Source organism: Neobacillus sp. FSL H8-0543, assembly GCF_038592905.1.
Classification (GTDB): Bacteria; Bacillota; Bacilli; order Bacillales; family Cytobacillaceae; genus Neobacillus.
This window is the reverse complement of record NZ_CP151943.1, coordinates 4,320,177-4,345,661: the sequence shown is the minus strand read 5'-3', so window position 1 is coordinate 4,345,661 and position 25,485 is coordinate 4,320,177. Positions and strand designations below refer to the sequence as shown.

General features: G+C 37.2%; 20 protein-coding genes. 2 read left to right on the top strand and 18 right to left on the bottom strand.

The window, feature by feature from the left end; genetic code table 11:
• Nucleotides 1-13 precede the first annotated feature (13 nt).
• The 10 genes from NSS81_RS21770 to NSS81_RS21725 form a co-directional block, all read right to left on the bottom strand.
• Nucleotides 14-853, bottom strand: a complete 840-nt coding sequence (locus NSS81_RS21770; RefSeq protein ID WP_342430711.1) for an alpha/beta hydrolase — start codon at nucleotides 851-853, stop codon at nucleotides 14-16.
• Nucleotides 854-1,172: 319 nt separating this feature from the next.
• Nucleotides 1,173-2,018, bottom strand: a complete 846-nt coding sequence (locus tag NSS81_RS21765; protein ID WP_342430710.1) for an alpha/beta hydrolase — start codon at nucleotides 2,016-2,018, stop codon at nucleotides 1,173-1,175.
• Nucleotides 2,019-2,133: 115 nt separating this feature from the next.
• Nucleotides 2,134-3,990, bottom strand: coding sequence for a V4R domain-containing protein (locus tag NSS81_RS21760; protein ID WP_342430709.1), 1,857 nt, complete (start codon nucleotides 3,988-3,990; stop codon nucleotides 2,134-2,136).
• Nucleotides 3,991-4,086: 96 nt separating this feature from the next.
• Nucleotides 4,087-4,863, bottom strand: a complete 777-nt coding sequence (locus NSS81_RS21755) for a fumarylacetoacetate hydrolase family protein (RefSeq protein WP_342430708.1) — start codon at nucleotides 4,861-4,863, stop codon at nucleotides 4,087-4,089.
• Between the two features lie 48 nt (nucleotides 4,864-4,911).
• Complete coding sequence (locus NSS81_RS21750; protein ID WP_342430707.1) at nucleotides 4,912-5,394, bottom strand: flavin reductase family protein; 483 nt, start codon at nucleotides 5,392-5,394, stop codon at nucleotides 4,912-4,914.
• 47 nt (nucleotides 5,395-5,441) lie between these two features.
• Complete coding sequence (locus tag NSS81_RS21745) at nucleotides 5,442-6,395, bottom strand: VOC family protein (protein ID WP_342430706.1); 954 nt, start codon at nucleotides 6,393-6,395, stop codon at nucleotides 5,442-5,444.
• Nucleotides 6,396-6,506: 111 nt separating this feature from the next.
• Complete coding sequence (locus tag NSS81_RS21740; RefSeq protein WP_342430705.1) at nucleotides 6,507-7,700, bottom strand: acyl-CoA dehydrogenase family protein; 1,194 nt, start codon at nucleotides 7,698-7,700, stop codon at nucleotides 6,507-6,509.
• Between the two features lie 80 nt (nucleotides 7,701-7,780).
• The gene (locus NSS81_RS21735; protein WP_342430704.1) at nucleotides 7,781-8,401 is read right to left on the bottom strand and encodes a GntR family transcriptional regulator; all 621 of its coding nucleotides are present in this window, start codon (nucleotides 8,399-8,401) and stop codon (nucleotides 7,781-7,783) included.
• A gap of 116 nt (nucleotides 8,402-8,517) precedes the next feature.
• Nucleotides 8,518-9,363, bottom strand: a complete 846-nt coding sequence (locus NSS81_RS21730; protein ID WP_342430703.1) for an alpha/beta hydrolase — start codon at nucleotides 9,361-9,363, stop codon at nucleotides 8,518-8,520.
• 323 nt (nucleotides 9,364-9,686) lie between these two features.
• On the bottom strand, nucleotides 9,687-10,886 hold the full coding sequence (locus NSS81_RS21725; RefSeq protein ID WP_342430702.1) for an MFS transporter: 1,200 nt from the start codon (nucleotides 10,884-10,886) through the stop codon (nucleotides 9,687-9,689).
• Between the two features lie 659 nt (nucleotides 10,887-11,545).
• On the opposite strand from NSS81_RS21725, the gene NSS81_RS21720 reads away from it, so the two are divergent.
• Nucleotides 11,546-11,806, top strand: a complete 261-nt coding sequence (locus tag NSS81_RS21720; RefSeq protein WP_342434112.1) for an SDR family NAD(P)-dependent oxidoreductase — start codon at nucleotides 11,546-11,548, stop codon at nucleotides 11,804-11,806.
• Nucleotides 11,779-12,240 carry an SDR family oxidoreductase gene (locus tag NSS81_RS21715; RefSeq protein ID WP_342434111.1) on the top strand — a complete coding sequence of 154 codons (462 nt, stop codon included), beginning with the start codon at nucleotides 11,779-11,781 and terminating at the stop codon, nucleotides 12,238-12,240. The genes NSS81_RS21720 and NSS81_RS21715 overlap by 28 nt, the downstream gene beginning before the upstream one ends.
• Before the next feature lie 128 nt (nucleotides 12,241-12,368).
• Here the strand turns inward: NSS81_RS21715 and NSS81_RS21710 are convergent, their stop codons facing one another.
• From NSS81_RS21710 to NSS81_RS21675, 8 genes are all read right to left on the bottom strand, one after another.
• A complete protein-coding gene (locus NSS81_RS21710) occupies nucleotides 12,369-13,715 on the bottom strand; it encodes an MmgE/PrpD family protein (RefSeq protein WP_342430701.1) in 1,347 nt (448 codons plus the stop codon).
• Between the two features lie 142 nt (nucleotides 13,716-13,857).
• Nucleotides 13,858-14,862 carry a 4-hydroxy-2-oxovalerate aldolase gene (gene dmpG, locus NSS81_RS21705; protein ID WP_342434110.1) on the bottom strand — a complete coding sequence of 335 codons (1,005 nt, stop codon included), beginning with the start codon at nucleotides 14,860-14,862 and terminating at the stop codon, nucleotides 13,858-13,860.
• Nucleotides 14,862-15,761, bottom strand: a complete 900-nt coding sequence (locus NSS81_RS21700) for an acetaldehyde dehydrogenase (acetylating) (protein WP_342430700.1) — start codon at nucleotides 15,759-15,761, stop codon at nucleotides 14,862-14,864. Before NSS81_RS21700 ends, dmpG begins: the two co-directional genes overlap by 1 nt.
• A gap of 381 nt (nucleotides 15,762-16,142) precedes the next feature.
• Nucleotides 16,143-20,612, bottom strand: a complete 4,470-nt coding sequence (locus tag NSS81_RS21695; protein ID WP_342430699.1) for a hypothetical protein — start codon at nucleotides 20,610-20,612, stop codon at nucleotides 16,143-16,145.
• On the bottom strand, nucleotides 20,590-21,336 hold the full coding sequence (locus tag NSS81_RS21690; protein ID WP_342430698.1) for a DUF6063 family protein: 747 nt from the start codon (nucleotides 21,334-21,336) through the stop codon (nucleotides 20,590-20,592). The genes NSS81_RS21695 and NSS81_RS21690 overlap by 23 nt, the downstream gene beginning before the upstream one ends.
• Nucleotides 21,336-22,841, bottom strand: a complete 1,506-nt coding sequence (locus tag NSS81_RS21685; RefSeq protein WP_342430697.1) for a hypothetical protein — start codon at nucleotides 22,839-22,841, stop codon at nucleotides 21,336-21,338. The genes NSS81_RS21690 and NSS81_RS21685 overlap by 1 nt, the downstream gene beginning before the upstream one ends.
• Before the next feature lie 5 nt (nucleotides 22,842-22,846).
• A complete protein-coding gene (locus NSS81_RS21680; RefSeq protein WP_342430696.1) occupies nucleotides 22,847-23,881 on the bottom strand; it encodes a Wadjet anti-phage system protein JetD domain-containing protein in 1,035 nt (344 codons plus the stop codon).
• A gap of 221 nt (nucleotides 23,882-24,102) precedes the next feature.
• Entirely contained in the window at nucleotides 24,103-25,386 is a 1,284-nt protein-coding gene (locus NSS81_RS21675) for a purine/pyrimidine permease (protein WP_342430695.1), read from the bottom strand.
• Nucleotides 25,387-25,485 lie beyond the last annotated feature (99 nt).

Below are 25,485 nucleotides of genomic sequence, written 5' to 3'. Positions count from 1 at the left end.
CCCCCTATATTAGTTAAATTTTACCGGCGAAATAATTTTGAATCAAAGTATTGAATTCGTCTTTTTTCTCAATTTGTGTCCAGTGTCCACATCTCCCAAATACATGGAGCTGTGCATTTAGAAGATGTTCTACTAGATAATAACTAGAGTCAACTGAACATACACGGTCATTTAGACCATGGACTAGTAACACTTGATTTTCAATTCGATTAAGAGCAGTTACAGGGACAGGCACAGTGGCAGTCGCGAAAATGGAGTCATTTGAACGTTGAACCTCTGGCCGCATGGCTGTTTCAAAGCGGGTTTCAATTATTCCATCAATGATCGGAGCCATTTTTTCCGGTTCATTGACAAACCAGCTCATAATTTGGTGCAATTTTTTTCTTGACGGATTGTCGTAGAAATTCTTAGCTCGTGCTAGTTCTGCACTTAATTTCGTATTTGGTGTTCCACCCGGTCCCATGAGAACCACCTTATCAAATCGTTCAGGATACTCTAACAACAATTCTAGCGCGATTGAACACCCTAATGAATTCCCGACCACATGGACCTTTTGAAGATTTAGTTCATCAAGTAGTTCAATTACTTGGTTAACCCATTGATCCATCCAGTCTTGTCTGTTTTTTGGAAGGATTTCAGGATGGCTGCTTTGAGCAAATCCAAAAAGGTCTGGAGCTAAACAATCATAATTTTCACTGCATGCTTGTAACGCATAGCGCCAATTGGCAATAGCAGCAACCCCTGGACCCGAACCATGAAGAAATAAAATAGCCTCACTATTCCCCTCACCTGAACGATTTAAATAAGTTTCGTAATTAGCTGTTTTAATGGTTGCCTGAGATATATTAGTCAATTTCTTCTTCTCCTCCTCATTGTTAATCCATCCAAAAAGCAAGAGTATGTATCCCCTTACATTTATTTGCTGATAGATTAATAAAAATAATTCCTTATACTGAAATTTTAGAAAATTTAACCTTTTCTTTCTAGATGAAAAACTAGTTAAGATTAATTTATTTTTCAATAGTTTTTATTGGAAAAAATAAAACCACTGTTATGTGAAATTAGCTTACTGCTATTTTTCAAAAGGCATTTTTAACTGCCTTCAATTTAAATGGATTGAAAAGAGACTCGAATCTATTTAAAATAGTAGAGTCCCTCAAATTTAGTTTGACTTATAACTCTCCATTAAAAAAGTCGGATGTAAGTTTTATAAATCGGTCCTTTTGCTCAATTTGCGCCCAATGTCCACACTGTTTGATGGTATGTAACTGCGAGTCAGGTAAATATTTCATCATATAGAGACTGCTTTCAAGCGGAACGAAACGATCTTCATAGCCGTGAATGAGTAAGAACGGATTTTTCATTCTTTTTAATGCTGATGGTGGCACGATAATATCTGATAAGTGGGCATTCTTAAAGTTTGCTTCATAGGACCTGCGTACCTCAGGTCTGTTAAAGGTTTCCACTCGTTCCGCAACGATTTGATCCAATTCCGCTTCAAGAAAGGTTTCATCAGCTAAAAACCATCTAAATAAATTTTTAAATGCTGCCGGGGATGGGTCACTAGCAAAGTTAGCCAATTTCGCCAACTCCGGTGTCATCTCCGTTAATCCCCCGCCGGCACCTAAGAGAACAATGCGATTAAATCGCTCTGGAGCATTCATTATTAGATTAAGTGAGATCACTCCGCCTAAAGAATTCCCAACTAAGTTAGCTTTATCAACTTCTAAAGTATCCATTAAATCAATGACCTGTTTAACTCTTGCTGACATCCATTTTGCACCGTTTTCCGGAAAAACCTCAGGGTGATCGGTGTTCCCAAAACCTAAAATATCAAGGGCAACAACATGAAATTTTTCACTCACTTGTGGTAAAATCCCTTGCCAATTTGTTTTTGAGCTTGCTCCCGGGCCACTTCCATGCAGGAATATAATCGTTTCATGGCTCTTATCCCCGCCTTCATATATAAAAGTTTGATAATCCCCTGTTTGAACCTTTTTTGTTAGTATTTTTGTCATTTTTATATCCCTCACTAAAAATAATATTTTTCTTGTTTCTAGAGTTAAAGTTTGTTAATTTATTTCACTAAATAAAAAAAGTTTCGATAAATTTAATACCCCTATAAAAATAGGTTTACAACTCTAACTCACCCAAAGCAATAAGAGAATCTAAAATAAGAAGAAGTTGGTAGCTTTGAGAAGGATCACGCAAATCTTTACTGATCATTTTTTCTATTTTATTAACTCGATACGTAAGTCCACTCATCGATAACGATAGGTCATCCATGGTTTGTTGAAGCTTTCCACCATTGGCCAAGAAGACATAAAGTGTTTTTAACATCTCTCTTTTCTTCGAATCTCCAAGATGATATATAGGTCCTAACTCTTGTTTGGCCATTTTCTTAATTCCACTGACGTTCTTTGAATTAATTAATACCCCTACAATTCCCATATCTTTAAAACAAATAATTTTCTTATCTGTTGACATTCTAAGGGCAATAAATGATTCTTCCACATGTTCTAATACTTGATCAATGTCCTCTGCTTTATCACTAATTCCGATTGTATATTGGAAGTTAGGAAAACTTATATTAGTATGTTTAATTATTTTTTCTAATTTTGCTACTACCTGGTCTGTTTCTGGTATTAACATCACAATACGACTATCATGCTGACCAATTAAAGCTTTAAATCCTTGTATATCAATGTATTTAACAATCGTTTCCAAGAATTGGTCGAAATGATTTTTATTATTTTTCTCCAGCTTTCCTTTTTCATTGTAATCTATTGAAGCTATATAAAATGGAGCCTCTAGATCATACCCCATGTAACGTCCACGATTTACGATTTCCTCACGTGATGTATATTGACCGCGCAAGATTTGTTCTAAAAAATAACTCTTCATTTTTTCCACTGCTTCAAAACTGGTTTTTTCATTTAATAGGTATAAAGAGGCAGCATTAGCAACTCTTTCAATAAACATCACATCGGTCTCAGAGATCGTTGATGATTCTTTATAATGAAAAAACGTGCAATACCCAATGATTCTTTTCTGAACAGTTATCGGTGTAATAAGACGGTCTTGAAACCCAGTCTTTAAGCGAATGGTTTCTTTAAATAAAGGAAAAGAATGATTATTTTTATACAGCTTTTGCTTTAAATAATCGACAAGATCTTTGTTTAATTGATTGTAGCCTTCTTCCTTTACCCCTGAAAATACAATCTTTTGAAAGCTCAAGTCCTCTATAGAAATAGGAATATTCAATAATTTGAATGTAGTATTCGCTATATCTTGAAGGGTACTTCCATTTGATAAACTTTCAGTTAACCGATTATGGAATTTGGCTACTTTTTCAATATAATTCCGTTGTTCAAGTAATTGTTCATAGGTATCGTTTAGCTCTTCGATAATATTCATTTCCTCGTAGAGGCTTAATTCGTCTTTGATTTCGTTACCCCAGTCTTCTTTAAATTTCATTTCAAACTGACATTCACTGTCGCCCATACCAATACAACGCGTTTCCTTTACTACAACATTTTGTTTAAGAATGGTCGTCATATAACCACTTGCGTAGCCAGTTAATGTGTGGCAAACAGGGGAATCTGACTTCCCATGATGTCTTAAATGTTCTTTTGCTTCGAAAGAGTCAATCCATTTTCCCTTTGCAGAAATTGACTTAATATTATTTGAATCTCTCATTTCAATCAATCTTTCAGACTGGATATCACCAATATGCCCTGTATTTAAATGGAGAATGGAAGCCTGGTTAATGAGGAAATCAATGGAGGAATTTTCTTTCATTGCTTCTTCTGCATCACTAACACCTAAACTCCAACCATACCGAAGAAGAAAACCTTTTGCTCTTTTTTTACCTAAGTTCTCAACTAAGCCTTTACGCAATAGTCCAAATCCTGCAGAGGTAGTTACAATCTTTTTATTTCTTTCTTCCTTGACACTTTTGTCTTGAGAATCGATTAAATGATTGTTCATAATTTCCTCCTTAAAAGAATTCAGACAATTGAGAGACTCCCTTTATTGAAGAATAAAAGGAGCCTCTCACTTTTGCAAAATCCATTTTGGACCAACCTATTTTATAAATGTGACAGACACTGACCCCAGATGGTCGAATTCTGCCGCGAAAGAATCTCCATCCTCAATCGGAATTGCGGCTGATAGGGCACCTGAGAGAATAACTTCACCTGAATTAAGTGAAATATCAAATTGGCTTAGTGCATTGGCAAGCCAAGCAACGGCTACTAATGGATTGCCCATAACAGCTTCACCAGTTGATGAATCGAACAATTCACCATTTTTATAGACAGACATCCTGATGGAGGGAAGATTAACATCCTTTAATAGAACAGGCTTTCCTCCTAGAATCGCACCTGCTGAGGAACCGTTATCAGCGACTGTATCTTCATATTTAAACTTCCAATCTTTGATACGACTATCAATAATTTCAATGGACGGAACGACATAATCCGTTGCCTCGACTACATCCTCTAGCGTCACATTGGGTCCCTTTAAATCCTTTTTCAAGACAAAAGCAATTTCAAACTCTACTTTCGGTTGAATAAACCGCTCAAGAGAAATAGTCTCGCCATTCTTATACATCATGTCATCAAGTATATGTCCATAGTCTGGTTCATTAACGTTAAACATTTCCTGCATGACCTTGCTAGTCAAGCCAATCTTTTTACCAACGATTACGGCTCCATTATTAACTTTATGGCGAATTTGTTCAAGCTGTATTTGATAAGCATCATCAACAGAAATGGCTTCTGTTGATGATGTAAAAGGATCAATCGTTACTTTCTCAATCTCCGCCGCCATTAAAGAAGAAGCAGCTTTTAGAATATCCATTACAATAGCCCCTTTATATCGAGTTTCTAAGGATTTTCGATTCCTTGTTTATTTTGATGCAACTGTTGCTTCCTCTTGTAAGGAACGGTAACGTCCTTTGTAAAATAGGAGTGGGTCACCATCTTCAAGATTTATTTCCGTTACTTTTCCGATAAACAATGTATGGTCCCCTTCGACGTACTCTGATGAAACCTCACAGGTCACCTGTGCCAAAGCACCAGACACAACCGGTTGTCCGGCTAAACGATCAAAAACAACTCCACGATGTTCTTTCAACTGTCCTGCAAAAATCATTGAAATTTCTTGTTGATTTTCCGCTAATATATTGACTGAGAAAGTTTTACTTTGCTTAATTTTATTTAAAATCCGAGCTTTATCTCCGATAGAAATGACCACAAGCTTTGGGTTAAGTGATACGGACATAAAGGCATTTGCTGTCATGCCGTGGACCTCACCCTCCACCTCTGTTGTAATGACAGTGACTCCTGTTGCAAATGTTCCCATTGCGTTTCTAAATTGACGATCATCCATTTATATATCTCCTCTCGTGATTGTATCTAGCTATTACCAATAATTTATTAAGCTTCTATTGTAGGATTATTCTCTGGTTTGGTGTCCATTTGGTCTCCCCAGAAGGTAAATCCGACATTCATCTCATCTAAAGTCCACTTAATTGGTTCCCAATCTGGTTCAAAAATCAAATAACCATTCGTGAATAACTCAACACGAACCCCACTTCCAGGATCAATCGCATAGATATACATTGCTTGAGAAATACCATGTTTTCCTGGACCTTTAAATTCAATTCCATGTTCAGTTAGAATGTCAGCTGCTCTCAATAAGTCTTGAGCATTATCCAACCAATAAGAAAAATGATGGATTTGGTGTGTTGTTGGCGCAAATGGATCATGACTGATGGCAATATCATGAACCAATGGCGTCACACTCATCCAAGCACCTAAATATGACCCATCTGGGGCCTCAATGTATTCACGCATCTTAAATCCTAATTTTTCATTTAAGAAATCAGAAAGTTCATTTGCATGTAATGATGTAAGGAGATTGACATGGTCAATTCTTCTTGGCGATACCCCACGAGCCCATGATTTATATGTTTGGTTCTTTAATACGGAACGTTTTTCCGGTGCGGCCAATGGCTTTTCGATGTCATAATAAAGTTCAAAACTATGTTCACTTGGCAACTTGAAACGAATCGCTCTTCCTTGACCTGTTTCTTTGCCAGCCTCAATCCATTTTATGTCTGTTCCTGCTTCTTGCAAAATTCGCGCAAACGCTTCCACATCCTCTGGACGCTTAGTTCGCCAAGCAATATGATCCACATGAGACTTTTCTCCAGCAGTTAAAGAAAGAGTGTGGTGTTCGAAATCTCCCCATGCACGCATGTATACGGTACCATTTACTGTTGTTGTTTCTTCTAGACCAACAATTTCTTTAAAAAACCAAAGCGATTTCTCAAGATCTGTTGTTACTAATGCAACGTGTCCTAATTTCGCAATTTCTGGTAAACTCATTTATAAATCCCCCTTAATAATTATTAATCTACTATTTGAACCTTTGGTGATATGGTAATAAATGGTAACTGCAAGGAAAATAATAACCTAACACTTTTCATTTTCCTACTATTAGAGGAAATATGTATTAGGCTCTTGACCACAAAGGACTCTTCCATACGTTTCAATTAAACTTGATGGTGTAATAAACCCATGTAAATGCATCGTTAAGAAGTCTCTATATACGAGCTGGAATGGATTTTTATTGTAAGTAAAGACTGATCCGGCTCCGGCAACCATTAAGTCCATGGCTTCTTTACATAGCTGATTGACATAACCAAAGTCTGCTTTCATTTTAACGACTTCTTCCATCGTCATCGTATGGCCCTTTTCTGAGTATTCATCAAGTTTGTCAACTGCCCGATAGAGATGTAGTTCAGCAGATTCAATTTTTAATTGTGCTTGCGCCGTTTGATGATGAGTAATCGGTGCTTCACTCATCTTGGTATAGCTGGTATTCCCAATCCCTGCCGTTTTGACCCGGTCCATATGGAAATCCATTGCTGCCTGAGCGAGTCCTAAAGCTGGTCCAACAATTGATAAAGTAAGTGATGGGACAAATGGTGTATTATATAAGGGTACTTCTCTTAGAGAATCAATCATATAATAGCGTTGGTTCGCCAAACGGTCTAAGGATACACGATGGTCAGGAACGAATACATCTTTGATTAATACGCTGTTACTTCCTGAACCTTTTAGCCCCATAACAAACCAGTCATCTAAAACCTCTAGTTCTTCACGTGGAACAACCATAATTGCAAATTCCATCCCGCCATTTCCATCATCTACCGGGAATCCAAAATAACACCAATCAGCATGCGGACTTCCTGAAACAAATGGCCATTGAGCCTCTTTCACGTAATACCCGCCGTCTACCTTTTTAATATCGCATTTGATCGGCTTGAAATTCCCTGCAAATACAACTTCCTTACCGGGTACATAGATTTCATCAAGTGCTTTTTGCCCAAATACATAGGAAATCATGTAATCTCGAATATTGCTTAGTGACACAAACCAGCCTGCCGAACCATTCCCTCGAGAAATCTCCGTTACAACTTCTGTAAACGTTCTCATATCTGTCTGAAAGCCGCCAAACATTTTTGGGCGAAGGACCTTTAACAAACCTTCCTTCTGTAATAATGCTACGACCTCATCAGGAAGTGTACTTTTTTCATCTATTTCAAAATTATACTCACGCAATTTTGGGATTAAATTCCTCGCCCTTGCAACCAGTTCTTTGTTCGTTTCCATTACACTTAGTTCCATTCAAAACCCTCCCTTAATTATGTAATTCTTTTAATATATAAAAATAGTAGAGTTTAACCCGGTGATTAGAAACGGTATTGCTAAAATTTTAGGTTGATAACCTCTGCGACCCGGCGCATATGAATTTCTACTAACTTTTTTACAAGAGAATGATCCCGATCCTTCAAAGCAAAGTAAATCAGCCAGTGTTCCGCTTGTGAGCGTTTTCTGCGTCCCTCGATAAAAAGGAGGTCCGGACTTCCAACATAGGTTAAGTAATCCCATAACTGCCTCGTAAGATTCAATGTATAAGAATATCCAGAAGCATCATATATCGTTTTATGAAACTCGATATTAAGGTCTGAATAATCATCAGCTGATATGATTGGGTCATCCATCTTCCTTAGAGTCGCTTCCATATAAACGAAATCTTCATCCTTTAGGTTATATGCTGCCTGTTCAGCCAAAAGCGCATCTAAAGTAGCGCAAATATTGATTCTTTCTAATACATCTTTCCGATCGGGTTTTTTCACAAATACCCCAACCTGCGGAATAATGTTGAGAAATCCTTCTTGCTCTAGTTGTGATAATGCTTTATGTATGGGAGTTCGGCTCATATTCAATTCAACAGCAATTTCGTTTACATTTATCGCTGTATCAGTACTCCATTTTTCTTCCATAATTTGATTTTTTATATATCGGTAAGCTTTTTCCTTTTTCAAATGGTTCCACACCTTTAAGTAATAATCTAAAAAAGCTTTCCTAATGGTACCTTCAGCATTGCATTAACCGTAATTACGCACCACTTAGGGAAACACGCCTTAACAATATAAGGTGATTATAATTCACGGTTAAAAAAGTCTGTTGTTAGTTTAATAAATCGGTCCTTTTGCTCGATTTGCGCCCAATGTCCACATTGTTTAAATGTATGCAATTGAACATCTGGTAGGTATTTCATCACATACAAGCTGCTCTCAAGTGGTACAAATCTATCTTCCTGGCCATGAATAAGGAAGAATGGATTTTTCATTCTTTTTAATGCAGAAGGAGGTACAAGCATATCGGACAAATGAGAGTTTTTAAAATTGGCTGCAAAAGATCTGCGAACCTCTGGCCGATTAAAGTTTTCCATCCGTTCCGCCACAATATTGTCTAATTCTGCTTCAAGGAATGACTCATCATATAAAAACCATCTAAATAAATTTTTGAAATTGGCCTCACTTGGGTCACTTGCAAAATTCGCCAATTTTGCGAGCTCTGGGGTCGGTTCAGTTAACCCCCCGCCAGCCCCCATAAGAACAATACGATCGAATCGTTCTGGAGCATACATCAAGAGATTTAGAGAAATAACTCCACCTAAAGAATTTCCTACTAAATGAGCCTTTTTAACTTCCAACTCATCCATTAGAGCTAAAATTTGATTAACCCTGGTTGACATCCATTTTGCACCATTTTCAGGATATTCCTCTGGATGGTCCGTGTCCCCAAAACCAAAAATGTCCGGAGCAACAACATGGAAGTTTTCGCTAAAGTGAGGCAGAACATACTGCCAGTTTGTTCGTGCACTTACACCCGGGCCGCTTCCATGGAGAAAGATAATTGTTTCTGCTGATTTATCTCCTGCTTCGTGAAAAAAGGTTTGATAATTTCCTGTTTGAATTTTCCGAGTTGAAATTGCTGTCATTTCTTCACCCTACCTTATTTAGAATTTTAAAATACTTTAGTTTTACCAACTAAAATTCTAGCACTCGACTTTCTAACGTTATAATAGTTAAAAAAGCGCTTTCATTTCTCATCTATAATTTTACCCCCCTTATATATATTTTGTCAATTAATTCTAAATATTTTAATAAATTAAACTTAACATAAAAAAAGAGGATGGAACCGAACTCGTTTACCTCCTCTCTTTTTATCTAAATAGTAAAAAGCTAAACTGAAGGTGAAATACTCCATTTTAGCTTTTTACTAAACAATGAAATTAAGTCACCGACTTAAGTGATACTGATTTTATTGTGTTAAGGTAACTTCTAAATCCTTGCTTGGAGCTTTACCTGTACCAAGCGCCCAAATAATCGCTAGAATAATCAACCCAACCGCACTGATTGCTAGTGGAAAACGGCCAATGTCCTGGTTGAAGATGTTTTGAATAACTTGGAAACCAAATGGACCCGCAATACCACCAACACCTTGAGCGGCCACGACTAATCCTACTCCGGCAGAAGCGATAGCCGCAGGAGCAAGCTCAGTTACTCTAGTAAATACTCCTGGAATTCCAATTCCCATTCCAGCACCGCCAATAAGACTTCCAACAAGTATCATTGTTAAGCTTGGCGAAAAATAACAGATCACCATTCCTAGACCCGTAAATCCAATTCCAACAGGTAAATACATTCTTGGCAGTCTATGCTTTATTTTGCCAAATAAAAAGCCTACTAAAAGAGTTCCAAATGTAAATACAGATATGGCCATACCGGCTTCAGTTGCGTTTCCTAGATTATCTCCTTGAATAACAACCGATATATTTGTTACATATCCAAAAATTAAACTAGAATATAAAACCTGACCCAGGCATGTCCAGTAAACAGCTTTTGGCAGTTTAAGCTTCTTACCCTCAGTATTTGTAGCTTGCTGATGCACTTTTTTCTCAGGTTCCGGTAGATAAAGGAAGGTAACCGCAAGAATCCACAATGGAAATAAATAGGTTAAGAAACCATAATGCCATCCATAAGCATCGGCTAACATTCCGCCACCTAATTGGAAGAAAATTGCGCCGATACACGCGATAGTGGATGTTCCAAAACCAATCAAGAAATCTCTTTCTCTACCCTCAAAGAAATCCGTTATGATATCAATCGATAACGGCATCGTAATCCCAACACCAAGTCCTAAAATACCTCTCATTAAAATGATTAACGGCAGGCTATCAATAAAAGTAGGAAGAGTTCCTCCAACTATGAATAGGGTTAATCCTGTAAACAATAAAGTTCTCTTATTAAATTTTTTGGAAAGTTTACCATAAAAAAGTGCTGGCACTATTTGTACTAATCCTGGAAAAGTAGCGACCATCATAACTATTGTCGGATTATATTCTGGATACGCCTTGATAATATCTGCCATGATTGATCCAGCTACACCCGCAGCAACATCCTGGAAAGCAATTATCACTACACAAAACATAAGCATTTTTTTCCCTATACTTCTTTGCATACTTTGGTTCCCCCTAAATTCATTTTCAACTTCTTCTACTATTTTTATTTTTTCTTTTCTCGGGAATAACCTAACCTGTATTTTTGTGGCCATCAAAAGTTACAGTTTTATTCCCTTCTAAAATTTTACCTTTCCATTTCCAATAAATTCGTTCTAGTTGTTTAAAGCGTTTTCATTAACTAATTGTAATTCTAATCGCACAGTAATTCCCTGTCAATATATTCTGAAAGTTTTATTTATTCAAAATTATCTAAAATACAACAAAATAATAGAATACCACTTATTCTCTATTGTTTATGTAAGAACCAATAACCTCTATCCCTTTAAACCGTATCCATTTGTTGGTTCCATCAAATTTTGGTTGAATCCATTTTAGCTATAAAATTACTATTTGGCTGAATTATTTTCCTCTTTTTCTTCTCAATTTTAGGAATACTCGTAATTTATTGATATTTTAAAAATAGCGAATTAAAATTATAGTTAGAGTATAAAGGCACTCCCTTTTTAGCGATAAAAGGTAAACTGAAATTTTAGTTTTTGTTTCCTTTATTTCAATAACGAAAATAGCAGTACTATTTATTCCAAAAGAAAGGGGTTATTACTATGAAAAACGGTTCTGGAAAATCACATAATAAAGTAGCAATAGTTACCGGAAGTACATTGGAATTGGGGAATCCATGGCCAAGTTATTTGCCACTAAAGGAGCCGAGGTTGTTGTAGTTGGCAGACGTAGTGAAAAAGGAGAGCATATTGTTCAATCCATCATTTCTCAAGGCGGTGAAGCCAAGTTTATTCAAACAGATATGACAAAGGATGACCAGGTTGAGAGATTGGTTAATAGCACGATAGACACATATGGACAAATTGATATTCTTATTAACAATGACGGAAAATTGTTGAGAAACCCTTCATTGAATTAACAAAAAGTGACTGGGAGGAATTTGTCACCCTTGATGCCTATTCCTATTTTCTCGCCATGCAGCTTGTGCTCCCACATATGGAAAAACGAAAATCAGGTAATATTGTCAACGTCACTTCCTTGGCTGCCTTAAGTGTTAGGACCACCCTTGCACTCTATAGTTTTGTCAAAGCTGGTGTCACTCACATGTCTAAAGTTGTTGCTTCTGAATATGCCAATAAAGGCATTCGGGTCAATTGCTCATTGCCAGGTGTCGACTATACTGAAATGATCGCAGATAATCCAAATAAGCCTCATATGGAAAGGAAGATTCCAATGGGCCGCATGTCGACATCAGAAGAGCAAGCCAAAACAATTCTATTTTTAACTTCTGATGATTCATCTTATATGACTGGTTCATCAATCGTTTCAGATGGCGGAGTGAGAGGAATTTAATCTAAAGGAGGGAAAATCGTGAACTTCTCATCAATGGGAGCTTTTGATTAGGTTTCAGTCACGACAAAAAGGGTCAGGCCATCAATGCAGTATTACTTTACTCGCTTATGGAGCTGACCCTAAAGATTTTAATGAATTATTATTGGTAATTTGTTTACTCCATCAAAAACTAAATTATGGCTTAACGTTTCCCACAGCACTTCTGGATTGGATACGTTTGCATACATACAACATTCGGTAAATTTCTTCTTAACTGCATCAATATGTGTTTCAGGAAGTATACGTTCTAAATGTCTTTTTGTTCCATGGGCGGTTACTATCTTAATATCTCCTATAGGAATTCCAGGAGTATCAGACTGTGTTTGCTCAATTTTTATACGCTTAGTCAAATTTAAAACCTGAGTATCCATAAGAGCTCCCTCCGTCAGATTATTCAAGTGAACACTCCCATGAACAAATGCAAATGCAACCATAAAAGGAATACTAAATTTAGCATCCTGTAATGTTTTAGGATGACAACGATCCTCAAGTGGTTGACATAACATATTCGCTGTTTCATTTACCCCTATCACAATTTGGTCAACTTCATCATGCCTAAAATGATTTCGAAGTACAAGGGCAGATTTAATAAATGGATGTGAGTAACGACAGCTAGGATAAAGTTTAATAGATGTATCGGAAAACGCCCATGTTTCAGTGTCCAACAATACACTTCGTTGTTTTTCATTTAGGTTCTTCCCAAAATAATTTAGAAAAAGACCCGTCTTTCCATCCAGACAACTTGCAGGTGCGCTCACCCCTTCTCGAGCCAAAAATGCTGCTTGAACACCTCCCATTGATGAAAATGCCGGATAAATGGATCTAGCCTGGGAACCAGTACCCACTCCTGGCTCTTTACCACCAGCTACTTGCATATATGCCAGTCCTAAGGCATGAACTAACTCATTATCGTCTAATCCAAGGACAAGTCCGGCAGTGATTGTGGCACCTAAATAACCAAACAGTTGACTTAAGAACCATTTGGAATCTGTACCAGTACCCCTGGGCTCTATTGCATAGCCAAATCGACACAACAACTCGTTACCAAGTCCAACTGCAGTAATAAGGTCCGTTTTGCTTGTATCCTCAGCGTCAGCAGCTGCTAATGCGGCAGCTAAGGTAACAGGTGTTGGATGGATTCTAGCTAAATCATTGATGTCATCATAGTCTAAAGCATGTGCTAAAGCCGTATTAGCAAATGCAGCATAGGCGGGAGGTAATCGATGCTCACTTCCTATTACTCGACCCGTCCCACCTTTTACACCTATAGAAAGACCCGCTATCGATTTTAAAGCAATAGGTGCTCCTTTATAAGAAGCTAAGGAAATAGCAATCGTATCGCATATATGGAGAATCACCTTTTCACGAATTTCTTCTGGCAATCCTCGTTTCTGTCTTTGACGAATAGCATGCACTATCTCATTGCTTAATGACAAAATAGCTCCTCCTAGTGTAAGTTATTTTACTTTAAAGCTTGCTGAACACGCCAAAAAAAGTGCATCTCTTCCTAAAGAAATGCACACCACTTAGCGAGGGAAGTACCCTTCCGTAAAGAGATTATTAATGATTTGATTATGTTTATTTACTCCTTGCTAATTCCTGTGCCACTGGAATAATCCAGTCTTCCTGTCCCCCTACAGCTCCCATCTCTGCTATTTTAGTTAAAATATCTCTAGGATCTACGCCATATTCTTTCCCAGCTCGTTCTGCAAAAAGTAAGAAAGAAGAATACACACCTGTATAACCAAGTGTTAAGCTCAGTCTATCTATTTGAACAGGTCTTACCATTATCGGTTTCATAACGTATTCAGCAGCATCCATGGTTTTATAGAGATCCATATTATGCTGAATTTTTAGTTTATTCATGACAGCAATAAGTTGCTCGAGCGCAGCATTACCTGCACCAGCTCCCATTCCCGCAAGACTGCCATCTATTCTTGTAGCACCTTCTTCAATGGCTACAATTGAATTAGCTACTCCGAGGGAGAGGTTATTATGTGCGTGGAACCCAATTTCTACATTTAAATTGTCTTTAAAAAGGGAAACTCTGCGACGCACATCATCCATTGTCAAAGCACCAGCGGAATCTACGACATAAACAGTTTGTGCTCCATATGACTCCATTTTCTTTGCTTCCACCAAAAGATTTTCCGGAGTTGTTCTATGTGACATCATAAGAAACCCCACTGTATCCATACCAAGGGAAATGCCAGCTTTTATATGTTGTTCGGATACATCAGCCTCCGTACAATGTGTTGCAACTCTTACAACAGAAGCACCTAGCTCCCTAGCATTCTTTAACTGGTCAATAGTACCAACCCCAGGAAGAAGAAGGACGGCTATTTTTGCATTTTTCGCATTAGCTACTGCTGTGGATATAATATCTGACTCTGTTTCTTTTGATAAACCGAACTGAATAGAACTTCCACCCAAACCATCACCATGTGTCGCTTCAATGATATCTGCTCCAGCTTCATCTATTATCCTAGTTAACTCAGCAATTTGTTCTTTAGAATACTGGTGAGAAACAGCATGCATTCCATCACGAAGTGTTACGTCATTAATAGTAATCTTTTTAGTCATCATCTATTCTCCTTTACAGCAATGGAAGTTGCTATTACCTCTGCAGTGCGAACAGCTGCAGAAGTAATAATATCAAGATTCCCTGAGTATTTTGGTAAGTAATCCCCCAGACCCTCAACCTCAACAAATACTTTTACGATTCCATCTTTAATAACCGGTTCAGACATTAAGTGATAACCAGGCACATATTCTTTTACGGATTCTACCATTTTATAAATAGAATCAATGATTTCATTTTCTCTCCCTACATAATTTCCTTCTAACTTAGCAAACACTGTATTTCTCATTAATATTGGAGGATCAGCCGGATTTAAAACTATTAATGCTTTTGCCTTTTTTGCTCCGCCAATTTCTATTAATGCATGTGCAGTTGTTTCTGTAAACTCGTCAATGTTTTGTCTTGTTCCTGGGCCAGCACTTTTACTAGAAATCGAGGCAATAATTTCCCCATACTCAACAGATACAATATCAGAAATCGCTTTCATTATAGGAACGGTTGCTTGTCCTCCACAAGTAACCATATTTACATTTTCATGAGAATATACTGCTTCCTTATCCAAACTAACTGCCGGCACACAATATGGTCCAACAGCAGCTGGAGTTAGGTCAATGACTTTTTTCCCAAGCTTTTTTAAGATTGCCGCATGTACGTGGTGAGCTTTTGCTGATGTCGCATCAAAGACTATATCTGCAAGCTCAGGTTTTTCTTCCAGCCCTTTAATTCCATAATCAATTGTCTCTATGCCATTTTCTCTTGCTAAAGCCAATCCTCTAGATTGTGGATCCACACCAATCATGACAGTAGGGTTTAGAACATCACTTCTCAATAATTTCTTCATTAAATCCGTTCCTATGTTTCCCGAGCCAATAATCGCAACATTTACCTTTTTATCCACCAATTTTCATCCTCTCTTATTAGATTTTATGGATTGCTTATAGATTCTTCCTATGTATCTTTTGACAGCTCTTTTTACATTGCCTTCCAAACGAATATTCCTTGTCTCCTTTTAAAATATCTTAACATATATTCTGAATTTTAACACTATTCTCAAATAAAAAATGCCACCATCTTTGGTTTATTTTTTCTTGCCTATTTTTTGTGGTTACTGTACAAATTGCTTCAAGTTCTATTTATGGTAACTGTCAAAAAAAATATCTCTCATGATAATTCTTTTAAATTCAATTTTGCAACACGTTCTGGATTCTCTAAGATATAACATAAAATCCCACTTTCCATAAGATAGTGGGATTTTTACGTTAGTCTTCAATTTATCATTGTCTTACTTTACTAGAGCTGCTTCCTCTCCCTGGTAAATCCGAAAGGCTGGAACAATCGTGTCAGAAACAATTTCTTTTCCTTTTTCACGAATAAAGTCCAATTTATAATAGGCATCAAATCTTTGACTAATTTCCGTTTTCACCAATTCAGGTGGAGTAACAACGATGAATTGGAACTTTAGCTTTTCAGCAACGGCAAATATCGGGTCAAGGACGTGTGCCGAGGCAGCTTGTCCGAACGGATTATCACAGACTAAAGGAACCCAGCTATGATCTGTTTCGCTTTTAACGGACAATAACATCATCATCATAACCATTCGAGCTGATAGCTTTTGTCCACCACTTCCATCAGATTTCGTCTTGGAACCTTGATTAATTGTCTGCCAGGTTGAATAATGCTCCCTTTGCGGCTTCCCATACATAAAGGCATTATCCGTTCGCATATTATAGACAAGTAGCTCTGGATATCGACTTCTTAGTGAAACAAATAATATTTGCTCATCACTAATGAGTTGTTTTATTTCTTGGTCTAATGATTGATTATGATCATCAATCCGATCAAATTGTTTGGTAATTTTGTTAATAGCTGCTACAAAATGCTGCTTTAGCAGCGGTTCAATATCTTCAGCTTTTTTAGGTAAGATGTCCTCCTTGAGCTGGACGAGTGGAAAGGATCCTCGTTCATTTTTTAGCTTCATTTTTGCAATCATCGAACGAATGGCCTCTGAAATGCTCATCACTTTCATGCTGGCACGGCTAGACCAGAAGTTTTGAGCCTGTTCTGCTCTTTCTTTGTCGCGTTCTAATTGTTCCAACCCGCTTTGTGAAAAACGCTTCATATTTTTGACGACACTTTGAACATGGGTATAGTGCCTCATATCCATATGGTCTAATGTTGTTAATACTTCATTCTTAAAACGAATTTCCCAATCTTTTCCTTCAATCGTAAGCTTCAAATTACGTAATGATTGCTCAATTTTCGCATGCTTCTCTTTGCCTTCCTCCTGTATCGCTTGATGTTCTTCACACCAGGATAGAATACATGCTCTACCTTGGCTCTTAATCATTTCTAATTCATTATCCGTAAATACTGCCGCTTCTTCCTTTAGGATAACGGATAAAGTTAACAAGTCTCCTTCGTAACCAGTAATATTCGTTTCTGTTTCTTTTTGGCGTTTCTCAGCCTGTTTTACTTCTTCTTTCGTAATTTTCATTTGGTCTTTAATTTCTAGGGCCTTTACATCAAGGTCAAGATCTTCCCATTCTTCAGGCTGTTTTTCATGCTTTGCAATTTTTTTACCTGACTTGTCACGTTGTTCGGTCGCATGCTTTAAGGACGTTTCTGCTACTGTTACAGCCGTACCTTGTTCCCGTTCCTCTTTTTCAGCTGTCTTTGCTTCCTTTTGTGCGGTTTGGATCATATTTTCTAATATACTTATAGGTTCGTCAGGGACGGTAGCTTGATTCCAATCGATACTATGAGTATTGAGTTTTTTCTCTAATTTCGTTTGCTGCTTTTGTTCCGTTTCTATTTTTGCTTGAATAACAAGTAACTCTCTTGCCTGTTCTTCTTTTGATTTTTGGAGCTGCTTTAGCTCTTCAATACTCCCATTAATCTCTTCTAATAAATGTGGTGATAAACGCGGAATTTCTTCACTTTGGTCCGCTTTTTCATCTGCAGGAAAAACCGCTTCTTTAATAAAGAACCTTATCTCCTTTATCGTTTGTTCCGTTGTCAGCTTCCATTCAAAATACGTTTGATTCCACTCGTTTTGAAGGTCAACAATTATTTGGTGCTCTTTACCTATCTCTTGCTGAAGGTCGACATAGGCTTCCTTTTGTTTCACTTTTTCCAGCTTCACCCGTTTATTTTCTTGATACTGCGTTTTTTCGCGTTCAAAATCTTCTAATGTTTCTACATCGTTGGTAAGCTTTTCTATCTTTTGCGTTGTTTTCTCCAGTTGTTCTCTTAACCCTAGTTGTAATTCTTTTTCTTTTTCTTCTAGTGTGGTGATTTCTTGAAATTTTGTTCTCTTAGAAAAAAGTGCATTCTGTTCCTGATTGAGAGCTTTTTCAATATCACTAGAAAGTTGGTTTGATAAAAATCGATCGATTTCTTTTAACATTCGACGTAAGGATGATTCTGTTTTTTCAATTTCAAGCAGAGTATCTTTCTTTTCATCTATTTGCTTAGCAATCTTAATTTTCCAGTTAGTAAATTGATTTTTATCTGTTAACAGCTCTTGCTCCGTTCCATTAATGATCACAAACGATTGCTCGTGATTTTCGCTGTTCATTTCCTCACGTAAGAAAATGGGAACAGGACTTTTAAACATTCTTCCAGAAAGAACCTGCTGATTAATTTTTTGCCATTGCTGCCCATTTACGACCAAACCGTATGGTAAAAGCGGATAAGTAATAATGAGCTTCGCCAATTCTTCTGTTTTTAATGATTGGAGGTATTGAGTTCCATAAAACACATCGATGCCCGTCTTCTCATCAATCCATTCCTTTAGCTCTTTTACATCTTTATTGGCAATCCAGAAGTGCTCATCATTTAAACGGTGGTCGAGCTGCGTTTCCCAAAGTTCTTTTTTTATTTGTTCACCCTGCTGTTTGTTTTGGCCCAGTATCTCTTCTATCTGAATTGCATATTTAGACAAGAGCGAGTGAGTAAAAGGTGCAGTAATATCTGTTACTAATCCGTGAAGCTTATCAAATAGTTTTGCTTCTTTTTGCTTTTGCGCTTCGTTTGCTAGATTTAACTCATTACATTTTTCTTCTGAAAACTTAATAGATTGGACAATCGTCCCCTGGGAAGTGGCAAGTTCTGTTTGCCTCTTTCTAGATTCTTTATCCTTTGCTTGCAGTTCTTCCAGCTTAGCCTTTTTCTCCTCAATTTGTTTAGAAAGCATGAGGGTATAGCCTTTTAAATCATAGGTTAAGCGGTCACCGAATTCTTGGATGAGTGCCGCTTCCTTAGTCTCAAAGGTATGCATTTGGGTATATAGTAAATCAATCTCCGTACTAAGCTTTGCGATGGATTTTGTCTTTTGTTTATCCTTTACGGACAGCTCTGATCCTTTTTTCTTTAAGAATTTTTGATACCCAAGATATGTCCTAACGGCTTCTTGAATTGATAGATAGGACTGCTCCCATTTTTTGATAGCTTCTTGTTTGATTTCATCCATTCTTTGATTCACTTGCTCTAAGCCGCTATTTTGTTCCAATTTCGCTATCTGCTGTGAAAGTGCACGAATTGTTTGTTCGTTCTCATTCCATTCTTTTAACAAAAGTTGAAAGCTCAACTGTTCTTTTCGTTCCTGTTTTTCTATAAGAATCTCTTGTAAGGAAATATGCTTTTTCCTTTCTTCCACTAACTTCCTATCCCAATTAATTACCTCTCTATGAGCGACTGCAAATTCTAAATTGTCTTTTTGATAGCGTAAATCTGCTTGTTTTAAGGTTAATTTCTCAATATCTTTCTCTAAAGTACGCAGCGTTTCCTCTTCCGATTGCTTCAAATACTCTAGCGCACCTAGCAGCTGTCTTCCTACCTTTATACTCACATCAACAATTTCTTTATGTTCGACCCCTTTAGCTAAGTGCTCTTCAAATGGGACAATATCCTCTAAAAACTCTTTATGGGCTTGCTCTCTTTTTAAGAGAATAGGTAAGTCCTTCGCGATACTCGCCTGACTTTTGAAAATCTCCACAAGATCATTCTTTTGATGTTCGGTTCGATGTAATACTTGGCTAACGGTGGGAATGATTCGTTTTTGGAACAGAGAATGATCATCCTCCGCGCCCTCAAAGTATTTCCCAACGCCCCCTTCATCCTTGTTAATCTCCTTCATAATATCCCAGTCTTTACGGTTAATTCCGTATGTATCAAGGATACGATAATGCTTCTTGGTATCTCGGTAAACATCAAAACCATTCCACTTTAAATAGTCCTTCAAGCTTTCAGTTTCAGCGACTTCATCATTTTCAAAAAGCGGAATATGTTCAAGCGACGCCTCTTCTTTCCGTTCAAATTCCCTTGTATAAAAGGTAATATTAGGTAGAATCTTTGCTTCCTGTTCCAATGTCTTACTTTCGTTTCCACTTTCTTCACTCAATGAAATCCTTTGTTCGGCAGAAAACATTCCCCCAGTTATCAGATGCCTGCGGTCTGCACCGTCCAATTCCCATTGAATGAGCACATGAAAGGTATAGGGAATAAATTGCTCTTTATTATTAAAAAAATACTGCTGATAATAACGATTATTTTGTTTTCCCCAAGATGTTCCAGGTTTAAGTATTTGGAAGATTGTTTGCAGGAACACACCTTTCCCACCGCCATTCATCATCGCAATTAAACCATTTGTTGAGGTCTCTTCGTTATGGAAATTAAATGTGGTATCTTTATATTGCTTTTGCATGCCATCATACTTTAGGCCAACAATTCTAATTCGATAGATTTTCGGCATGCTCATCCACCTCTGAAGTCATTAATTTTTTGAATAATTCATAACGATCATAATCATGATACAGGTATTCAATTCGTTCAAAAAGCTCTTGTTTTGGAATCGCCTTGGGAATATCGTCCCGATCGAGGATGACGATCAGCCCTTCCGTCTCTAATAAGCGCATAGCGTTGGCAATTAAACCGATTCTCGTTCGTCTATTGCCTTTTTTAACTCCATAATCCTCTGTGTCAACCTCCATGTATTTCCAGGTTGTCACAACTTCCTTCATATCAATACGTTCATCTTCTCCGAAGGCAGGTCTAGTTTTAAGAATGCTATCCCAATTACTTATCAAGTCGTTAACTTGCCGTTCTAATGCGTAATAGCTTATCCCTTCCCGCTTCGTACGAATCTTTGCAGCCTGGTTGCGATCTATAGTTGCTAAAAAAGACATAATAACAACGCTAACTAGATGAAAGTGTTTTTTCGTTTCGATTTGCCGATGCTTATCTTTCATATGGGTAAAATTCGTAGCAAAGACGGAGCCTGTTGGCTGGACAACTAATTGGATGCGTTTAGGCGATTCAATGATATATGTACCTGATTCGTCTGCTAGTAAAAGAACGGTCTGTCTTACATCCGGATCAAAATAAGTCTGGAAGTGTTCACTATTTTCGTCGATTACTTTATCTTTTAATAAAGTAAAATAGACAGCGGATGCTCTTTTGATCGTTTCTGCATTCATCACTTTTCCTCCTCTACACATATTTTAAATGGGGTAATTTTCATTCTATACCAGTTGAAAGGCTCCGCTCTGTGATCAAACTTTGTAAAGACCTTCAAGCCTTCAAAAGATTGAAATTGCGGATACTCTATCATTAGTTTATTAAGAAGTATTTCTCGCTCATCGCTTAATGTTTCTTCTTTTCGATGTAGCACTTGAATCTTTAGCGGTTTTTTATCAAACATCATCCATAAATCTATCGTTTCAGATTCTTCAAACCATAAATCCTGCACTTCTAATGGTAACTCTACTAAATCTGCTAAAGAAAACTCACCGTATGTTTGCAAATATTGAAAAACATAACTCCATGCCTTAATAACAGAGTCCCAGTTTGTTACTCGCTGACGAGTAATACTTTCTTCTGCTTCCTCTTCAACAACCGTCTTTGTCAGTTGTTTTTCATCAAATTCTTGTTCGCCCCAAATCCAATCGAGCGGCAAAATAAATTCATTCTTTGGTGAAAATAAAGGAGAAAGTACGCTTTCTAGTACCTCAAATCGTTGAACGCCTTCCTTCAGGAACCAATTTTCATAAATATGTTCTCGAAAGGAAACTAGGCTATTTTCCCAAAACAATGAAGGATTTTCCGCCTTTAATTTCATCTCATAGGAAATATTTTGAATGACTAGCTTTGCAAAACGATCATGCAATTGCCTTGTATGGCCAATTTTTTCCTGGAGAACGATCAATTCTTTCTGTATTGAATCATCTTCTTCATTTCTTCGTTTCGTTTTTTCTATCATACTCGTAATGGTTCGGAAGTGATTTTTTTCCTCTTCAAATTGATTTTCTATTTCAGCACGATTGTCGGCTCTTTGCCATTCTTCTTCAATCAATAAGATTTTGGGATTATTGATCATTTCCTTTTGAAAGGTGAATTCTTTTGCCATTAAGCGGTTTACTCGTGAAATGAGGTGATCGAGGTTTCGAGTAGCTTTCCTGAAATTACCGTTTTTAATCAGCTGCATACTATAGAGCTGTTCAATCGTGATTGAAAATTCCTCAGCCATTTCCCTGCTCATAAAAATCATTTCCTGAGCAACATCTGTGAGTTTATAAACAATCGACCCGCCCATTTCTAGATTCGTATATAATTCATCCATTGTGACATATCGAAAGGTTTGTGTTTCCCAGGATTGTCTAATTTCATCGTAATATAAGGCTTCAAACGGTTTACTAAATTCTTCTTTTCCTTGATACAGGAGCCCACTTGTAATCCGTTCCAGTTGCTTATCATCTGCTAACAGCTTCATATGCTTAATAGAATCTTCTACCATATACCTGATATCTGATTTGCGTCTCGTATCATCATCATTTAACTCTCTATAAAAGATGGTGAGGAGCACCTGCATGAGAATCGTTTGGATATGGGGCTTCAACTCCCCTACATCCATTCCTCTCCCGAGCTCAAACAGTGGATTTAATCGTTGCATCCGCTGGGCGAAACCTTCCCATGATTCGTTCACATCCGTCACCTCCAGGTTTCTATTGTTAAGACTTCTTGAGCTATCCGCTTATTTTCTCGCCATAACTGCTGCAATAAAGCTTGTTCTTCTTCCGTAAACCATTGAAAGATTGCATCACGGTATTTGACGTTTTGTGTTTGTCCTTGTTTTTGCTCATTCCTTTGTTCTAGACATTCGAGCATTTTGCGATAAATTTTTATCGCAGGCTGGATACAGGATTCGGGATATTTTTCTATAAGCCTAATGAGGATACCATATCCTTCCGCATCAAGGTCTCCTACGTAATAAAAAAGATAGTTTTTTGGCGGAAACATTCGATAGAAAAAAGAAAAACTTCGTTCAATTTTCATCCCTTCACCATAAATAATCAGTTCAGGTTCATAATCGAGTTTATTTGCTTCCAATAACTTAATGGAAGTATGGAAAAATGATAGATTTTCAACAATCAATATCCGCTGAATATCTTTTATTTCTATCCCTTGTTTGATCCAAAATACAAAAGGCTCTCCGTAGTTCACCATTTTAAGCTGCTCTTCAGATATCCCAATTCTAGTTAAAAACCCTTTTCCATCAGGAAAACTATCACCGTCTAGTAAGAATTTTTCATGACCAAAGAGCTCGAGGCTTCTTTCTTCAACCGACACGATTTCTCGTACCTGACTAGACTTAAGAAACATATATACATTATGAATTCGCATCCATTCGTCTCTCGTTTGCCATTCGGGGTGACGTTCATAAAAGGAAAAGTCAAACTGATCACCTAATTTCATCATCTCTAGACGATCCCATTTGTCTGTCTGAGCCTTTATATTAACCCAGTAATATAAAGGCAAAGATGGGTTTCTTCCATTATACTGATTATTTTGTATCGGAATAAGTTGTCCTTCCGCTTGCAATGTTTCAATGGCACGATGAAACAGCATATAGCCGTCCAGTTCAAAATAATCTTCCAAAAGCTTGCGCAACTGAAGTTCTAAATCATTACTATTTATTTTCTTTTTTTGTTTAGGGTGCTGAATATCAGCAATAAAACCTCTCACCCGTGTTTCAATGATGTCGATAATATTTCACCTACTTAAATCTTCTCAATTTCATAGGATAGACTCCTGCTATCCATTTTGGACATCCTTATATTATAACCTAGTTGTGGTTTTGTTGGTAAGTGGGTTTTTTCACTTAAATGGGGAGCAAGGATGTGATAATATGTTTTCTCTGAAGAAAATTAAAATAGTAAAAGCTGCAGAATATTTATCTCTGCAGCTTAATTTTTTGGTTTCCAAAGTTGTTCAAATATAATCGCTAGAAATGTTCCTACTAATAAACCATTTTTCCCTATATTTTGAATGACATATGGAAGACCGTTAAAAATATCATCCGGTAAAAACATGATTCCTATTCCTACTAGTAAGGATACCCCAATAATGGTAATATTCCTATCATTTAATGGTTGTTTTGTCAGTGAGCGAATGGCGATTCCAAGCATCTCAATTAGTGTAGCTAGAAGGGCTGCACTGGCTACCGGTAAAGGTAGAGAAGCCAATAGACCTACAATCTTTGGAGACAAGGAAATGAATACCATAATCCCACAAGCAAACAGAAAAGGATTAATCCGATATTGTTTTGTTAATCTGACAAAACCAGCTGTAGCTGGTAATGGTACAACAGCAATGGTTGAGAGTACGGCAGAAAAAAGATGAGAAACTCCTCCTATCCACGTTCCCCGATTAAGCTTGTCTCGGAATTGCTCCTTATTATTTGGGATTGCTTCCTCCGCTGCTGAAATAGCGGCAAATGTATTAGAAATCAGTAAAAAGGTAAATAAGATAGCTGTAACCAATACACCCCCAGTTAGTACGGGGAACCCCCACGGGAAAATTTCCGGGGGCTTAATCCAATCAACAGATAGTGAAATGCTTTGATCACCTTTTCTAATAATAGTGAATACAATCCATCCTGCTAAGATTCCTAATAAAATCGCATAGTTTTTTACCCATCCCTTAGCTTTAGAGGAAAGTAAAATAATTAAGAAAAAAATACAAATAGCTAGGAAAAAGCTTACCCCATCCATTTGACCCGTGTTGCTATCTATTGACACCATTCCCCTTATAAAGACTCCACATAATTGAATGGCTAATATAAATAGAAATGTGCCTGTTACAATGGGTGAAAAGAGAAACAGTAAATGACGAACCCACTTTGTTATCCCTAACAGTAGTAATAATAATCCAGAAACGATTAATCCCGCCTCTAGTGTTTGTAATGTCTCCATCATTGTCAAACCTTGTTGAGTTCCAATGCTCGCAAAAATAACAAAAATACTAACCCAAGAACCAGCTGGACCATCTGCTATCGGATATCTATGTCCAAATTTCCCTTGAATAAAAGAACTTAATCCTACAATAAAAAACGTACGTTGCATTAATGAGGAAATGTCTGTTGAAGGGAGCTGAAACACATTGCCAATTACAATTGGCAGCGCAATAGAATTAGCAAGTATATAGATAAACCATTGAAAGGTACTTAAATATTTGTTTTCTGTCTTCATAATTGTTTTCTATACCTTTCGAATTTAAAAAATGTCAATGTCCGACAACCATATTGGAACAGGGCCAGACAGTATAAATTATAACAGAATATGATTTTT

What these genes read in the sequence shown, in the direction of transcription:
- NSS81_RS21765 (WP_342430710.1), bottom strand. Translation starts at nt 2,018, where the DNA reads ATGACAAAAATACTAACAAAAAAGGTTCAAACAGGGGATTATCAAACT.
- NSS81_RS21760 (WP_342430709.1), bottom strand. Translation starts at nt 3,990, where the DNA reads ATGAACAATCATTTAATCGATTCTCAAGACAAAAGTGTCAAGGAAGAA.
- NSS81_RS21755 (WP_342430708.1), bottom strand. Translation starts at nt 4,863, where the DNA reads ATGGATATTCTAAAAGCTGCTTCTTCTTTAATGGCGGCGGAGATTGAG.
- NSS81_RS21750 (WP_342430707.1), bottom strand. Translation starts at nt 5,394, where the DNA reads ATGGATGATCGTCAATTTAGAAACGCAATGGGAACATTTGCAACAGGA.
- NSS81_RS21745 (WP_342430706.1), bottom strand. Translation starts at nt 6,395, where the DNA reads ATGAGTTTACCAGAAATTGCGAAATTAGGACACGTTGCATTAGTAACA.
- NSS81_RS21740 (WP_342430705.1), bottom strand. Translation starts at nt 7,700, where the DNA reads ATGGAACTAAGTGTAATGGAAACGAACAAAGAACTGGTTGCAAGGGCG.
- NSS81_RS21730 (WP_342430703.1), bottom strand. Translation starts at nt 9,363, where the DNA reads ATGACAGCAATTTCAACTCGGAAAATTCAAACAGGAAATTATCAAACC.
- NSS81_RS21725 (WP_342430702.1), bottom strand. Translation starts at nt 10,886, where the DNA reads ATGCAAAGAAGTATAGGGAAAAAAATGCTTATGTTTTGTGTAGTGATA.
- dmpG (WP_342434110.1), bottom strand. Translation starts at nt 14,862, where the DNA reads ATGACTAAAAAGATTACTATTAATGACGTAACACTTCGTGATGGAATG.
- NSS81_RS21695 (WP_342430699.1), bottom strand. Translation starts at nt 20,612, where the DNA reads ATGCCGAAAATCTATCGAATTAGAATTGTTGGCCTAAAGTATGATGGC.
- NSS81_RS21690 (WP_342430698.1), bottom strand. Translation starts at nt 21,336, where the DNA reads ATGAATGCAGAAACGATCAAAAGAGCATCCGCTGTCTATTTTACTTTA.
- NSS81_RS21675 (WP_342430695.1), bottom strand. Translation starts at nt 25,386, where the DNA reads ATGAAGACAGAAAACAAATATTTAAGTACCTTTCAATGGTTTATCTAT.